The organism is Thermoanaerobacter uzonensis DSM 18761, from assembly GCF_900129115.1.
GTDB classification, from domain to species: domain Bacteria; phylum Bacillota; class Thermoanaerobacteria; order Thermoanaerobacterales; family Thermoanaerobacteraceae; genus Thermoanaerobacter; species Thermoanaerobacter uzonensis.
Map to the genome: position 1 here is coordinate 109,066 of NZ_FQUR01000011.1, position 16,269 is coordinate 125,334.

General features: G+C 33.8%; 11 protein-coding genes and 1 riboswitch. Of the genes, 10 read left to right on the forward strand and 1 reads right to left on the reverse strand.

The genetic code is table 11. The annotated features are described in order from the left end of the window. Positions 1-39 precede the first annotated feature (39 nt). The 10 genes from argJ (at position 40) to BUB32_RS07390 (ending at position 14,281) form a co-directional block, all read left to right on the forward strand. Positions 40-1,260: a bifunctional glutamate N-acetyltransferase/amino-acid acetyltransferase ArgJ gene (argJ, locus tag BUB32_RS07340; RefSeq protein WP_072968746.1), complete on the forward strand. Its 1,221-nt coding sequence runs from the start codon at positions 40-42 to the stop codon at positions 1,258-1,260. Beyond that, complete coding sequence (argB, locus tag BUB32_RS07345; protein WP_072968749.1) at positions 1,257-2,156, forward strand: acetylglutamate kinase; 900 nt, start codon at positions 1,257-1,259, stop codon at positions 2,154-2,156. The genes argJ and argB overlap by 4 nt, the downstream gene beginning before the upstream one ends. Then, positions 2,143-3,327 carry an acetylornithine transaminase gene (locus tag BUB32_RS07350; protein WP_072968751.1) on the forward strand — a complete coding sequence of 395 codons (1,185 nt, stop codon included), beginning with the start codon at positions 2,143-2,145 and terminating at the stop codon, positions 3,325-3,327. The genes argB and BUB32_RS07350 overlap by 14 nt, the downstream gene beginning before the upstream one ends. 1 nt (position 3,328) lies before the next feature. After that, entirely contained in the window at positions 3,329-4,399 is a 1,071-nt protein-coding gene (carA, locus tag BUB32_RS07355; protein ID WP_072968890.1) for a glutamine-hydrolyzing carbamoyl-phosphate synthase small subunit, read from the forward strand. After that, on the forward strand, positions 4,386-7,604 hold the full coding sequence (gene carB, locus BUB32_RS07360; protein WP_072968754.1) for a carbamoyl-phosphate synthase (glutamine-hydrolyzing) large subunit: 3,219 nt from the start codon (positions 4,386-4,388) through the stop codon (positions 7,602-7,604). Before carA ends, carB begins: the two co-directional genes overlap by 14 nt. Before the next feature lie 13 nt (positions 7,605-7,617). Beyond that, on the forward strand, positions 7,618-8,850 hold the full coding sequence (locus BUB32_RS07365; RefSeq protein WP_072968756.1) for an argininosuccinate synthase: 1,233 nt from the start codon (positions 7,618-7,620) through the stop codon (positions 8,848-8,850). After that, positions 8,831-10,150 (forward strand): argininosuccinate lyase, encoded by a 1,320-nt coding sequence (gene argH / locus BUB32_RS07370; RefSeq protein ID WP_072968759.1) that lies wholly within the window; start codon positions 8,831-8,833, stop codon positions 10,148-10,150. Before BUB32_RS07365 ends, argH begins: the two co-directional genes overlap by 20 nt. A 407-nt stretch (positions 10,151-10,557) precedes the next feature. Beyond that, complete coding sequence (locus BUB32_RS07375) at positions 10,558-12,066, forward strand: M28 family metallopeptidase (protein WP_072968761.1); 1,509 nt, start codon at positions 10,558-10,560, stop codon at positions 12,064-12,066. Positions 12,067-12,535: 469 nt separating this feature from the next. Further along, a complete protein-coding gene (locus BUB32_RS07385; protein ID WP_072968766.1) occupies positions 12,536-13,585 on the forward strand; it encodes a hypothetical protein in 1,050 nt (349 codons plus the stop codon). Positions 13,586-13,615: 30 nt separating this feature from the next. Continuing rightward, the gene (locus BUB32_RS07390; RefSeq protein ID WP_072968768.1) at positions 13,616-14,281 is read left to right on the forward strand and encodes a hypothetical protein; all 666 of its coding nucleotides are present in this window, start codon (positions 13,616-13,618) and stop codon (positions 14,279-14,281) included. Between the two features lie 76 nt (positions 14,282-14,357). Here the strand turns inward: BUB32_RS07390 and BUB32_RS07395 are convergent, their stop codons facing one another. Next, on the reverse strand, positions 14,358-15,923 hold the full coding sequence (locus BUB32_RS07395; RefSeq protein WP_072968771.1) for a ClC family H(+)/Cl(-) exchange transporter: 1,566 nt from the start codon (positions 15,921-15,923) through the stop codon (positions 14,358-14,360). A gap of 245 nt (positions 15,924-16,168) precedes the next feature. After that, positions 16,169-16,242: riboswitch (Fluoride riboswitch) on the forward strand. Positions 16,243-16,269 lie beyond the last annotated feature (27 nt).

Below are 16,269 nucleotides of genomic sequence, written 5' to 3' on the forward strand. Positions count from 1 at the left end.
AACACAAATAAAAAATAAAGGGATTTGGAGGATTTGATAATGGAAGAGTTGGAGATTTTAGAAGGAAGCATTGAACTGCCAAAAGGCTTTTTAGCTTCAGGCATTTTTGCAGGGATAAAAAAAAGTAAAAAGGATATTGCATTAATATATTCAGAAAAAGTGGCAAATGCAGCAGCAGTATTTACAACGAATAAGGTTAAAGCGGCGCCAGTCCTTCTTGATATGAAAAGAATAGAAAAAGGTACAACACAGGCGATCATTATAAACAGTGGCAATGCCAATGCCTGCACAGGAGAAAAAGGTTTTGGGGATGCTGTTAACATGGCAAAAAAAGTGTCACAACTTCTTAAAATAGATGAAGAAAATGTGCTGGTATGTTCTACAGGGGTTATTGGTGCACCTCTTCCTATGGAAAAAGTTTTAAAAGGGATTGAGACTGCGGCAGAAAATCTTTCAACAGAGGGTGGGTACCAGGCGGCTGAAGCTATAATGACAACAGATACTTTTTTAAAAGGTGTGACAACTAAGTTTGTAATAGAAGGCAAAATTGTTACAATGACAGGGTTTGCAAAAGGATCAGGTATGATACATCCAAATATGGCCACAATGCTTTCTTTTATACTTACAGATGCTAATATAACTAAGGTTGCATTAAATAAAGCTTTTAAAGAAACTGTAGACAAAACTTATAACATGATTTCTGTTGATGGGGATATGAGCACAAATGATACAGCGATAATACTTGCAAATGGGGAAGCGCAAAACAAAACAATAGAAGAAGGGGCTCATGAATTTGATGTGTTTTATAAAGCCTTAGAGTATGTGAATAAAACCCTTGCAAAACTTATTGTGAAGGATGGAGAAGGAGCAACTAAGTTCATGGAAGTAAATATTGTAAATGCAAAAACTGAAGAAGATGCAAGATTAGCTGCAAAGTCTATCGTAAACTCAAATCTTGTAAAAACAGCTATATTTGGTGAAGATGCCAACTGGGGAAGGATTCTCGCGGCAGTGGGGTATTCAGGGGCAGATTTTGACGTAAATGAAGTAGATATATATTTAAAAAGCGTGAAAGGAGAAATTAAAGTTTGTGAAAATGGAGGTTACATCTTTTTTGATGAGGCTTTAGCCAAAGAAATTTTAAAAGAAAAAGAAATTACTATAACCGTAGATATGAAGGCCGGGGAATATAGTGCGACTTCGTGGGGGTGCGACTTAAGTTATGATTATGTAAAAATTAACGGGAGTTATAGAACATGATTAGAAAGCAAAAATATGGTGACGAAATCGCAAAAGCCCATGTTTTAATAGAAGCACTCCCTTATATTAAAAAGTTCTCCGGCAAGACAGTTGTAATAAAATACGGTGGAAGCGCAATGTTAGACTGCAATTTAAAAAGAATGGTAATGCAGGACATTGTATTGATGAAATTTGTAGGATTAAATCCTGTAATTGTACATGGCGGTGGACCAGAAATAAATAAGATGTTAGAAAAGTTAGGGATAGAGTCAAAATTTGTAAATGGACTGCGAGTTACTGACGAAGCCACTATGGAAATTGTTGAAATGGTACTGATGGGTCGCATTAATAAAGAAATTGTGTCTTTAATTAATGAACTAGGTGGCCAGGCGATTGGCATAAGTGGAAAAGATGGCAAACTTTTAAAGGCGGAAAAGGACATATCGAATGGGGACATAGGATACGTCGGAAAAATTGTAGATGTAAACATAGATGTAATAACGATGATGCTGGAAAAAGGCTATATACCTGTTATTGCACCAGTTTCTTTCGGAGATGACGGCAAAACATACAATGTAAATGCGGATACTGCAGCAGGAAAAATCGCAGAAGCATTAAAGGCTGAAAAACTAATTTTACTTACAGATGTTGAAGGAATTCTATCAAATATAAATGATAAAAGCAGCCTAATATCCCGAATGGACTTAGAGCATGCAAAAGAATTTATGAATTCGGGACGGATAAACGGTGGAATGATACCAAAACTTGAATGTTGCATAAAAGCTGTTGAAAATGGTGTAAAAAGAGCTCATATTATCGATGGAAGACTTACTCATTCACTGCTTCTTGAAATTTTTACTGATGAAGGAATAGGTACTATGATAGGAAAGGAATGTTTTGACGATGATAACCTCTGAGGATAAGAAATATCTAATGAATACTTACAGCAGATACCCTATTACCCTAGCAGAGGGAAAAGGGACAAAAGTGTGGGATGACAAAGGGAATGTTTATCTCGATTTTGTTGCAGGCATTGCAGTAAATTCACTGGGGCATTGTCATCAGGCATTAGTTAATGCCATAAAGAACCAATCCGAAAAACTTATACACTGTTCTAATCTTTATTGGAATGAGAACCAGATAGAACTTGCAAAGATAATCGCAGAAAACTCCTTTGGGGATAAGGTATTTTTTGCAAATAGCGGTGCAGAAGCAAATGAAGGCGCAATAAAACTTACCAGAAAATATGCATCCTTAAAATACGGTAGTAAAAGGTACAAAGTTATATCTGCCCAAAATTCTTTTCATGGAAGAACTTTTGGGGCACTTACTGCGACAGGTCAAGAGAAATATCACAAAGGTTTTGGCCCACTTCTTTCTGGTTTTAAATATGTACCTTTTAATGATATTGATGCTCTTTATAATGCAATTGATGATGAAGTATGTGCAATTATGCTGGAAGTAGTGCAAGGCGAAGGTGGTATCCATGAAGCCACACCGGAATATATAAAGGCGGCAAGAGAAATATGTGATAAAAATGACATTCTCTTTATAATAGACGAAGTGCAGACAGGTATAGGAAGGACGGGAAAACTTTTTGGATATGAGCATTATGGCATAACTCCTGACATTATGACTTTGGCAAAGGGATTGGGAGGAGGCTTCCCAATAGGAGCTATTGTCGCAAAAGAGGATAAAGCTGTTTTTCAACCGGGAGACCATGCCTCCACATTTGGCGGAAGTCCTTTAGCTTGCGCCGCAGGAATTGCAGTGATGAATGAAATAACAAAGGAAGGTTTTTTAGATAGTGTGGCTCAAAAAGGTGAGTATTTTAAGGAGAAACTTGAAAATTTAAAGGAGAAATACAGTGTCATAAAAGAAGTGAGAGGAAAGGGCCTTATGATAGGCTGCGAAATGGATATGGAAGAGGCTTCGAATATGGTGACAAAGGCAATGGAAAAAGGCTTACTTATAAATTGTATCAGCCACAATGTTTTAAGGTTTGTTCCTCCTCTTACTGTGACAGAAGAGGAAATAGATACGGCGTTAATAATACTGGAGGATGTACTTTGTGAAATGGGGTTTTAGCATGAAAGGTTATTTGAAACTTGAGGATGGAAGCATATTTGAAGGTGAGTTAATAAGCAAAAACCAAAAAGGATATGGAGAAGTTGTTTTTACCACAGGGATGACAGGCTATCAAGAAGCCATAACAGATCCTTCCTACGCAGGCCAAATAGTTGTCATGACATATCCTTTAATAGGAAATTATGGCATCAACAAATACGACTTTCAATCAGAAAAGCCTCATATAAGGGGATTTGTGATACGGGAATATTGCGATAAGCCTAGCAATTTTCAAAGTGAGGAGTCACTTTTGAGCTATCTTGATAAGCACAACATACCAGTATTATCGGGAATTGATACAAGGGCTTTGACAAAAAAGCTTAGAGAAAATGGAACTATGAGAGGGATTATAACTTGTAGCCCTGATGACAACATAGAATTTGACCAAGCAAATCTTTTAGAAGAAGTTTCTACGAAAAAGCCGTATCGTATAGCAGGTATTGGTCCAAAACTTGCTTTTATTGACCTTGGTACAAAAAAGAGCATTTTAAAAATGCTAAATTCAGTTGGATTTGACATTTATGTGTTTCCTTATAATGCAAGTTATGATGATGTTATGCAAATAAATCCCAATGCAATATTTCTTTCAAATGGACCGGGTGACCCTAAAGATGCAGTTTATGCAATAGAACTTACTAAACACTTTATGGGTATAAAACCTGTGCTTGGAATATGCTTAGGGCATCAAATAATAGCCCTTGCTCTTGGATGCAATACAGTAAAGATGAAATTTGGCCACAGAGGTGCAAATCAACCTGTTAAAGATTTGCTGACAAATAAAGACTATATAACTTCTCAAAACCACGGATACGCTGTTGAAGAGGAGTCAATAGATAAAGACAAGATAACTGTAACCCACATAAACTTAAACGATGGAACAGTAGAAGGCATTATGCATAAATTTCTGCCAGTTTTTTCTGTACAGTATCATCCTGAGGCATGTCCTGGACCCCGTGATTCAACAGAGATTTTTGATAAATTCATGGATATAGTCATGGTTTACAAAAGGAGGTCTTATTTTGCCGAAGTATAAGGATATTAGTAAGGTTCTGGTAATAGGCTCGGGCCCTATTATAATAGGGCAAGCAGCGGAGTTTGATTATTCAGGAACCCAAGCCTGTAAATCCCTAAAAGAAGAAGGCGTACAAGTTGTTCTGGTAAACAACAATCCAGCTACCATAATGACTGATACTGATATAGCAGATATTGTTTATATTGAAAATCCTACTGTTTCTGTAGTTGAAAAAATAATAGCTAAAGAAAAACCCGATGGAATTCTTGCTACCTTAGGAGGACAGACAGGGCTTAATCTTGCTGTTAAACTTAAAGAAGAAGGAATTTTAGACAAATACAATGTAAAACTTTTGGGAACTTCTTTTGAGTCAATAAAAACTGCAGAAGACAGAGAACTTTTTAAAAGAAAAATGCAGGAAATAGGGGAGCCAGTTGCTGAAAGTATCACAGTCACAAATGTAGAGGATGCCTTAAAATTTGCTAAAAATTGCGGTTATCCTTTGATAATAAGGCCTGCATATACACTCGGAGGTACAGGCGGTGGTATAGCCAACAATGATGAGGAACTTATATCGATTGTAGATTTAGGCCTTAAAAAAAGCATGGCTCAAGAAGTGCTTGTTGAAAAATCTCTGTACGGATGGAAAGAAATAGAGTTTGAGGTAATGAGAGATGCTGATGATAATTGTATTACTATTTGCAGCATGGAAAATTTTGATCCAGTAGGAGTTCATACAGGAGATAGTATAGTTGTAGCGCCAGTGCAAACTTTGTCAGATTACGAATATCAAATGTTAAGAAGTGCAAGCATTAAAATAATCAAGGCTTTAGAAATTGAGGGAGGATGTAATATCCAATTTGCTTTAGATCCCCAAAGCCACAAATACTATGTTATAGAAGTAAACCCAAGGGTTAGTCGTTCAAGTGCACTGGCATCAAAAGCAACGGGATATCCTATTGCAAAGATTGCTGCAAAAATTGCAATAGGGCTTAGACTTGATGAAATAAAAAATCCTGTAACAGGTAAAACTACTGCATTTTTTGAACCTGCACTGGATTATGTTGTGACAAAAATACCGAGATGGCCTTTTGACAAATTTTATACTACTGATAGAAAAATAGGTACACAGATGAAGGCGACAGGAGAAGTAATGGCAATAGAAAGGTCTTTTGAAGCCTCCCTTTTGAAGGCCGTAAGGTCATTAGAGATAAAAGCTTACGGCCTTCAATTAAACAATATAAAAGGCATGAAAACAGAAGAAATACTAAAGAGCATATCAGTGCCTAATGACATGAGACTATTTTATATAGCAGAAGCTCTTCGCCGCGATATAGACATTGATTATATTAATGACGTTACAAAAATAGACAAATGGTTTTTGAACAAGCTTTTAAATATTATAAATATGGAGAGGGAAATAGAGAAAAATGAGTTAAGGGAAGAGATTCTTAAAAAAGCAAAGAGAATGGGATTTTCAGACAGAGAAATTGCAACAATAAAGGGAATTAAAGAAGAAGATGTGAGAGCCTTAAGAAAAGAATATAGCATATATCCTTCCTATAAAATGGTAGATACTTGTGCAGCGGAATTTGAATCAGTTACACAATATATATATTCAACTTATGGCGAAGAAGACGAAGTTGAGATCCATGACATACCAAAAGTAATTGTAATAGGTTCTGGTCCTATAAGAATTGGTCAGGGAATTGAGTTTGATTACTGTTCTGTTAAAGCCTTGTGGGCTTTAAGAGAAGCTGGAATTAAATCTATCATAATAAACAACAACCCTGAAACTGTCAGCACAGACTTTGACACGGGAGACAGGTTGTACTTTGAGCCTATTACATTGGAGGATGTTTTAAACATATATGAAAAAGAAAAGCCACTTGGTGTAATGGTAATGTTTGGCGGCCAGACAGCAATTAATCTTACAGAAGAGTTAGTTAAAAATGCAGTGAAAATAATAGGTACATCCCATGAAAGCATTGATATAAGTGAAGATAGAGAAAAATTCTCAAAACTTTTAAAAGTGCTAAACATTAATCAACCTAAAGGTGAATATGCATTAACAGTAGGAGATGCAAAAGATATAGCCTTAAAACTTGGTTTTCCACTTCTTGTAAGGCCATCCTATGTTATAGGCGGTCAGTCCATGGAAAAAGTTAACACACTTCAAGAGATAATCGACTATGTTTCAAATGCAACCCAAGTATCTCCCGGCAAACCTGTTTTAATAGATAAATATATAGATGGAAGAGAAGTAGAAGTTGATGCAGTTTCAGATGGCGAGTGTGTATTAATACCCGGAATAATGGAACACATAGAAAGAGCTGGAGTGCATTCAGGAGATAGTTTTTCAATATATCCTGCAAGAAGTTTGTCTGAACGGGAGATAAACACTATTATCGAATACACAGAAAAGATTTCAAAAGCTTTAAATGTAAAGGGACTTATAAATATTCAATTTGCAGTAAAAGAAGGTACTGTATATGTGTTAGAAGTAAATCCTAGAGCTTCGCGTACGGTACCTATTATGAGCAAAGCAACAGGTGTACCTATGGTGAAACTGGCGGTAGAAGTGGCTTTAGGCAAAAAGCTAAAAGAGTTAGGTTATAAAGGCGGTTTATGGCCGCAGACCCCATATACGGTTGTAAAAGCTCCTGTATTTTCCATGGAAAAATTGACAGATGTTGAAGTTTCATTAAGTCCTGAAATGAAATCAACAGGAGAAATAATGGGTATAGATTTAACTTATGAAGGAGCACTTTACAAAGCTTTAGAAGGAGCAGGCCTTAAAATACCTAAAAAAGGGAAAATACTTCTTTCAATAGCGGAAAGAGATTTTCAAGAAGCGGTATCTTTAGTAGAAAAATTGCAGGGCTTAGGGTATGAAATATATGCCACATACAGGACGGGGAAGTATTTGAGTTTGATTGGTATTCATGTAAATATTATGTCTTTAGATCATGCAATAAAATTGCTGAAGGATGGATATTTTGACGCTGTAGTAAATACACCGACAAAAGGCAAAAAACCTGATAATACGGGATTTAAGTTAAGAAGAACAGCAGTAGAATACAGAATTCCTCTTTTTACATCTATAGATACTATAAAAGCGGCATTAAATGCTGTGTCAAAGGTAAATATGAATGGCTTGTCCATTTTATCTGTAAATGAATATCAAGAAATACAAAAGGATAATGTCAAAAATTTAGTTTTATAAGGAGTGTTTAAAAATGTTAAAAGGCGAAAAAGTGGTACTTGCTTATTCAGGAGGACTTGATACATCAGTAATTATACCATGGCTTAAAGAAAACTATGAATGTGAGATAATAGCGGCTTGTATTGATGTAGGACAGGGAGGAGAAATTAAATATATAAAAGACAAGGCTTTAGCGAGTGGTGCCAGCAAAGTATATATTGAAGACGTAAAAGAAGAATTTGTAAAAGATTATATATTTCCTACTTTAAAGGCTGGTGCTGTTTATGAAGGGAAATACCTTTTAGGCACTTCTATGGCGAGGCCTTTAATTGCCAAAAAACTTGTGGAAATTGCCCACAAAGAGGGTGCAAAGGCAATAGCTCATGGTGCAACAGGAAAAGGCAATGACCAGGTGAGATTTGAGGTATCAATACATGCTCTTGACCCTTCAATAAAAATCATAGCCCCGTGGAGGATATGGGATTTAAAATCAAGGGAAGATGAAATAGACTATGCAAAAAAGAAGGGGATACCGATCCCTGTTACTAAAGAAAAAATATATAGTGTAGACAATAACTTGTGGCATGTAAGCCATGAAGGAGGAGACCTTGAAGACCCATGGAATGAGCCTAAAAGTGACCTTTACGATATAATCACTCCACCTGACAAAGCCCCAGATAAGCCAGAATATGTGCTTATAGAATTTGAAAAGGGCATACCTGTGAAAGTAAACGGCAAAGCCTTAGAACCTGTCAAATTAATAGAAGAATTAAACGTAATTGCAGGAAAAAACGGCGTAGGGATAGCCGATCTTGTGGAAAATAGACTTGTAGGAATGAAGTCTCGCGGTGTTTATGAAACTCCTGCAGGGACATTGCTTTACACTGCTCATAAAGAACTTGAATATCTTGTGCTTGATAAGGAAACAATGAGGTTTAAGGATTTGGTTTCACAGAAATATGCAGACCTTGTTTACAACGGTTTGTGGTTTTCACCACTTAAAGCCGCGCTAGACGCTTTTGTAGAGGAAACGCAAAAAAATGTAACAGGTGTTGTAAGACTAAAGCTTTATAAAGGAAATGTCATAAACGCCGGAGTAAAATCTTCTTATTCTCTTTACAATGAAGAATTTGTGACTTTTGGTAAAGATGATGTTTACAACCAAAAAGACGCAGAGGGATTTATAAACCTCTTTGGGCTTTCTTTAAAAATTAAGGCTTTGATGGAAATGGGAAGGAAGGATATGGATGAAGCTGTGGGGAGGTAGGTTTAAAAGCGAGACGGACAAACTAATGGAGGAGTTTAATTCCTCCATTTCTTTTGATATTAGGCTTTTAAAGCATGACATATTAGGCTCAATTGCCCATGCAAAAGGACTTTATAAAGCTGGAGTGCTGACAGAAGATGAACTCAATTTAATAGAAAAAGGGTTAAAGGAAATTCTTGATGAAACCAATGTTGGAGAGATACCAAATGATGAAGATGTTCATTCTTATGTTGAAAGGCTTTTAACTGAGAAAATAGGTGATACAGGGCGCAAACTTCACACAGGAAGAAGTAGAAATGACCAAGTTGCGACAGATGAAAGGCTTTATTTAAGAGATGAGATAGACAAAATAAAAGAGGATTTAACAAAACTTATAGATACCTTAAATGAAATGGCTGGAACTTATAAAGAAGCGATTATGCCGGGATATACGCATCTGCAAAGGGCACAGCCTGTGACTTTTGGACATCATCTTCTTGCCTATGTTGAAATGTTTAAAAGAGATTTATCAAGGCTTGAGGATATGGTGAAAAGAGTCAACGTAATGCCTTTGGGCTCTGGTGCACTTGCGGGTACCACCTTCGATATCGATAGAAAATACGTGGCATCTCTTTTAGGGTTCGATGATATAACTTTAAACAGCATGGATGGTGTAAGCGATAGAGACTTTGTAATAGAATTTTTAAGCTTTGCCTCTATAACAATGATGCATTTAAGTAGGTTCTCAGAAGAATTAATTTTGTGGTCGACCAAAGAATTTGATTTTATTGAGATGGATGATAGATTTTCAACAGGAAGCAGTATGATGCCACAAAAGAAAAATCCCGATGCAGCAGAACTTATAAGGGGCAAAACCGGCAGGGTTTACGGCGATTTGATTACAATACTTACTGTGATGAAAGGACTTCCTCTTGCATATAACAAAGACATGCAGGAGGATAAAGAGGCTTTGTTTGATGGAATAGATACTTTAAAAATGTCTTTAAGAGTTTTTACAGAAATGATAAAGACAATTAAAGTAAAGACTGAGAAGATGGAAAAAGCTGCAAAATATGGTTACATGAATGCTACAGATTTTGCAGACTATCTTGTACAAAAAGGTATTCCTTTTAGGATCGCCCATGAAATTGCAGGCAAAGTTGTCTTATATGCGATAGAACGAAACTTAGCAATTGAAGATTTATCACTTGAAGAACTTAAAAAATTCAGCGATGTAATAGAAAAAGATGTATATGGGGCGATAGATCTTAAAAACACATTAAAAAAGAAAAAGACAATAGGTTCACCGAATATATTGTAAAAAGCCTATGCGGAAGACTTGTGCATAGGCTTTTTACTGTATATTCAATAAAGTTTGATTTTCTATTCATATTTTTTTACACTGATTTTGGAACTAAGAATCTCAATATATATAGTATACATGTTTGGTAACATTATAAAGTGTGAAAATAAAGATTAGAGGGAACACAATTTAAAAATCCTCCCTTATTTTTAAATTGTGTTCCCTCTAATCTTATAGTGAAAATTTTAACTTAAATATTTTACATGAGATATTTTATCATACAATTTATTTTAAAACAAGTTAAAATTGTAATTATTTAATTCATTTGTATTGAAAAATAAAAATTTACATGGTAAAATGTACTTAAAACAAAGGCAGGAGGTATAGTTGTAAACAAAAAACATTTTATAATTTTAATTACATTATTGTTATTAATTACTAGATGCTGGCCTCAAAACATATTTAACCAAAAAGATTTTACGATAAAACAAAGTGTTGAAGAATTTTCTTCAGATAAATATAAAGGAAGGCTTGCAGGTACGGAAGAAAATAATAATGTGGCAAAATTAATTGAATCAATATTTAAAGAGTTAGGCATAGAGCCATATGACGGCATTAATTATTTATATGAATATAAACAACCTGTATTTGATGAGAAAAAGCAGGTACATGTTATGAATGTAAAATTTAAAGATGGCAACAAAAAGGAACTATTATACGGAATAGATTATCTTGAAAACAATCCCGTAAACGATATTATGTTAAACTGCTCTATAACGTTTGATATAAATGACCCTTTTTTAAAAGAAAAAGCGGTTGTTCTGGAGGATAGAAAAAATATTGCGAAAGTTTATGGTGTAGCTAAGTTGGTTTTAATAAAGAAAAATAATTTTACAAAGAATGTAAGAACAAAAGAAACTATACCTTTAATTCAAATTAGTAAAAAGGCATATGATTTATTAAAGTTAAATCCTGATGCAGAATTATTGTATGAAATCAAATTACAACAAGAGATAAAAACGGTTTATAACGTTGTTGGGAAAATAGGAGGCAGTAACAAAAATAACGCATTAGTTTTATCTGCCCATTTTGACCATGTAGGTACAACTGGAAATAATATTTATCCGGGCGCTGCCGATAATTCAACAGGACTTGCGGTTTTATTGGACTTATCCAAAAAATTAAAGGAATATACTGATAAAAATAAATTGGATTTTGATATAGTTTTTTGCGCATTTAACGGTGAAGAATATGGACGTTTTGGAAGCAAGTCTTTTGTTCAGCTATTAAAAAAAGATTATAAAAATATTTATAATATAAATATTGACAGTATAGGAATTAAAAACGGTGGAGTTATAGCTGTTGCAGGTGATAAAAATGTAAGTGGACCATTAATGCAGATATTGAATGAATATTTAAGTGAAAATAATTTTAAAAGTAAAATGTCAGTGGAATATGAGAGTGACCACTTATCATTTTCAGAAGAGAATATAAAATCTGTAAATATAGGTCAGGAGAATGTGGAAGTGTTACATACGACAAAAGATACAATTGATAAAATTGATTTTAAATATTTGGAGAATTTGAGTGATGTAGTATATCAATTTATAATCAAAGAGGGTACAAAAATATTTGGAATAAAAGATGACACAAAAGATGTGTCTTTAAGTGAAGAAGAAAAGAAAATAGATTACATAATTGAAAAAGAGAGACAAAACTTAGATTTTGGGCAATATAAGTTAACTGAAATAGATGGTAAGAAGTATTTGGTAAAAAAATTCGATAAGGAATTTTCAGATATTAAAAGCTTTCAAGAAATTTATGGAAAAACTGATTTGCCTATCAATATTGGTGAATATGAACTTGCAATTTTGGGACAAGCTAATATCCTTAATTTTTTGCCATCTAAACTTGAGCTTACACAGATGCTGTAATTTACGGCATACTGGCGGTGAGTTTTCTAAATGGCATATACCTTCCTTTAATATTTAAATTTGGACATGGTTTTTCTGGAATTATGTACATTATTTTGATTTTTGGATTTTCTTATGGCATATCTTATGTTATAAGACTTTGCTTGGCTTTCTTTACTTCTTGTATGATTTCCAATCTTACACCTCCTATTTTTCGATGAGATGAGTCATCCGGATGACCTTCTTACTTTATAGATGATTGTGGAAAGAGTTTGGTTTTCGGATAAGATTATATCTTGTTGGATAAGTGATTGTTTTTAGAAGAATAGAAGTATACCTATGTACTTTATACTAAGGATACTAGGGAAGGAACAATTTACTCTGTAACCATTTTGTAACCAAAACTTAATAATTTTTTAATAAATTTTAACATTTAAAAAGTTATAATGAAATAAAAGAGGAAGATAGTATTGAAAGGAGATGAAAAGCATTGAAAAAAGTTCTTATAGTTTTATGGTTATTAATCATTTCCATTGCATTTTCTTCTTGTGGCATAAAGGCAAATACCAAAGTAAATGATGAGATAGATATAAACAAAGTTGTTTCACTTAAAGAAAAACAATTTCCTGTTGGCTTTGACCCTTATAAAAAGAAGGTATTGCTTGCGATATACGATGAAAACAATAAAATAAGTTTAGGATTTTATGATATTAAAAGTACAAAAACTGAGATTGTAGTAAAACCTGTAGATTACAGTAAAAATATAAAAAGTGCTGTTACAGATGGTAAATATATAGGCTGGGTTGAAGCATCAGATAATATGGGAATGTGGGGAGATGACTGGAGAATATACATCAAAGATTTAAATACCCAAGATCTAAAAATGATTGCAAAAAGTAAATTTGGTGAAGATGATGTTTTAAATAATCAGTTTAGTGTTGAACCACATTTATCCATTAACAACGGAAAGCTTGTATGGTCAACTTATGAATCAGATGGAGATAATAAGTCAAGTTCAATATTTTTATATGATTTAAAAGAGAACAAACAGAAAATAATACAAACTTTAAAAGGGAATGATAATTATCATTTTAGTAGCCCTCACATATATGGAAATTATATAGTTTGGGATGAGTCAAAAATATCTGGACAAGAAGATATTGGCGGAGTGTATTTGTATAGTATTGCAGAAAATAAAACTTTAAAATTATCTGAGCAAGGTGCTTTTTCAAATATATGGGGAGACAATGTTGTGTGGGTAGAAAAAAATAAGAAAGCCATACTTTACAATATTAAAAGTAAAAAAAAGATAGAAATTCCAACATACAGCAGTGAGGTGTGGGCTGTCTCCTTAAATAAAGACTATGTTACATGGTATAGTAATAACAGCAGCATGAAAGTTTATAATATCTTCAAAAATAAAACTCAACTTATAAATATTCCAATTATAAGCGGACCAACAATTTACTATGACATTCTAACCTGGGTACAAAATGAAGATGGTAAAGCAATACCAAAATTTTTATTGCTTTATAATTAAGCTATTTTTTAATATAGGGAGGGGGAAATTATGAGAAGGAGAAATTTAATACTTGTCTTTTTGTTCATCTTTTTAATTTTGCCTTTGATATGGGTCATAATTAATCTTGAAGTCCCTGATAAGAAAAGTACTGAGCAAGTGAATTTGTCAAATTCTACAGAACAGAGCAATATTTATGAGGACCAGGAAAAGCTTCTGAAATTCTTATATGATAATAAAAAACGCATTCTTGAGAATAAAAAGGTGTTTTTAATAGATGTAACAGATGTGCTTCCTGTGGTAGAAGAGAAGGATATAAACAATTCTACAGTCCAGCCTGATTTAAATATTGTAAAATCAGAAAGACAGAAACAGTATGAGATAATTAAAAAAGTTTTGAGGGAAGCCGATTATTACCATCTGACTGGGAAAATCAGGGACAACACGGTATATTCTTATTTGAGCGATATAGTAAAAAAGGCCCTTTATAGCGATTATAAAGAAGAAGAGTATACCTATTATTACAAAGTGGAACCTGCTAATCCCGATGAAACTGTTCTCAGAGATAGGAAAGGATACTTTTACTATGTGTATGTTTTTACAGATTCTTACGAGGTCAACCCGGCGGACCCCTATGGAGATATTAAAAAATTGATAATGCTTGTAGAGAAAATAAAAGGTAAATGGGTGATTACAGAGCTTACGTATAATAATTAACAGAGTACAAAGGGGAGTTCTTCTTGTTTGAAAAATCAAACTAGAATAACTCTCCCCGTGTCTATTTAAGAGTTGTTTACCTCTGTGTCATATTCAATAAAATTTCTCTAATTTCTGTAGCTTTATCTTCATCTGCAAGGACTACTAGATAATCGCCGGCTAGAATTTTTGTATTTCCCTTTGGTATTAATTCATGCGTTCCCCTCTTTATGCCAACAAGTAAGCAATTTTGGGGCAAGCTAATATCCTTTAATTTTTTGCCATCTAAACTTGAGCCTACACAGACAGGCATTTCGAAAATCGTCTTTCTTTTTTTATTGGCAGTTATAGATTTTTGTTCTTTCTTTATCGGCAGACGTTCTAACAAAGATTCATAAATCGGCATATTTGAGAACAAATCTGATGAAAGATATGCTGCTATAGAAACAGTGCTTAGGGCTAACAAATGACTAAATGAACCGGTCATTTCAGTTACAAGCAAACTACCTGTTATCGGTGCCCTAACTATAGCAGCAAAATATCCTGCCATAGCAAATACAATAAAATTTTTGATATAAATAGGGTTTATGTGCATTATGTTAATTATGACAGTTCCATATATGTTGCCAATCAGTGAACCTATTATAAGGAGGGGCATAAAAATACCTCCTGGTACACCTGAACCATAGCTTACCATCGTAAATAAAAATTTAACAATTAATAGCAAAATTAGAAATTTTAAACTAAAACTATTATTGCTTAATGTATCGACAAGACCCTCACCGCCCCCAAGTGCCATAGGTACCCATAGTCCAACTGCAACGGATATAATAAGAGGTATTATTGGCTTCATATGTGATTTTATTTTTAACATGTTGTATATATCTTGAGTCTTTAAAAGGGTTTTATTAAATACGATTCCACATAATCCAACGATAATTCCAAGTAAAATAAGATAAAGATAATTATTAAGCGGCATTACTGCTAGATTTTTCAGATTAAAAATAGGTTTGATTCCTAATAGTTCACCAGCTACAAAAGTTGATGTAAGTGATGAAACCATACTAGATACAAGTACCAATGGTGAGAAATTTTTATGCAGTTCTTCAAGAGCAAAAATCACTCCTGCAAGTGGTGCATTAAAAGCTGCTGCAAGCCCTGCACTAGCTCCGCATGTAAGAAGGTATTTTTCTTCAACTCTAAATCTACCAAACAACCTACTTATTCCTTGCCCGATTGAAGAACCAATTTGCACACATGGACCTTCGCGTCCTAAAGAAAGTCCTGCACCTATCGCTAAAATAGTACCTATGAGCTTTAGCAATAAAACTCGTAACCAATTAACTTTTATATAACCAATAATCATGCCTTCAACTTGAGGTATACCACTACCGCTTATCATAGGTTCTTTTTTCACTATTATACCCAATATTAAGCCTATTAGAGAAAGGAAAATTATCCAGCCAATTAACGGGTAAGGATTTGTATGAAGAATTTTGTATACACTTATTACAAGAATATTTGTTTTTTCAAGAATATATCTTAAAATAGCAATAATCAATCCAACAAAAAAACCTGTTATAATGCCTTCAACTATAATACGCTTGCGAAATTCTTCCCAATGTATTAAAGTATTGAATGTTATACTTTTACCTTTATTCAATAAAATCCCTCCCAAAACATAAAATGAATGAATATTTATTTTTCTCATATTATCATTATACTACAAAATAATGATATCAAGTATTTTATATTGTTGAGTTTACTTATAGAATAATAAGAAGTATTACAAAATCTGGATATAAAACAATACAAAAATCTTTTTATTTTAAACAAATAAACATAAACATTATGCTTTGTAGCAAATTTCCATATAATTCTTGCAGGCTTCATAAAAAAGTGATATAATATTTAAAGAGGGATGAAGCCCCCTTTTGGAAAATCCGAACTGCTGATAAACAGCTGATGGCTTCTACGGTAAAAACGTAGGGGTTGTCAGCTTTTTTATA

Coding starts and splice junctions, on each gene's coding strand:
- BUB32_RS07365 (WP_072968756.1), top strand. CDS start 7,618: ATGTTAAAAGGCGAAAAAGTGGTACTTGCTTATTCAGGAGGACTTGAT.
- BUB32_RS07390 (WP_072968768.1), top strand. CDS start 13,616: ATGAGAAGGAGAAATTTAATACTTGTCTTTTTGTTCATCTTTTTAATT.
- carA (WP_072968890.1), top strand. CDS start 3,329: ATGAAAGGTTATTTGAAACTTGAGGATGGAAGCATATTTGAAGGTGAG.
- argJ (WP_072968746.1), top strand. CDS start 40: ATGGAAGAGTTGGAGATTTTAGAAGGAAGCATTGAACTGCCAAAAGGC.
- argB (WP_072968749.1), top strand. CDS start 1,257: ATGATTAGAAAGCAAAAATATGGTGACGAAATCGCAAAAGCCCATGTT.
- BUB32_RS07350 (WP_072968751.1), top strand. CDS start 2,143: ATGATAACCTCTGAGGATAAGAAATATCTAATGAATACTTACAGCAGA.
- argH (WP_072968759.1), top strand. CDS start 8,831: ATGAAGCTGTGGGGAGGTAGGTTTAAAAGCGAGACGGACAAACTAATG.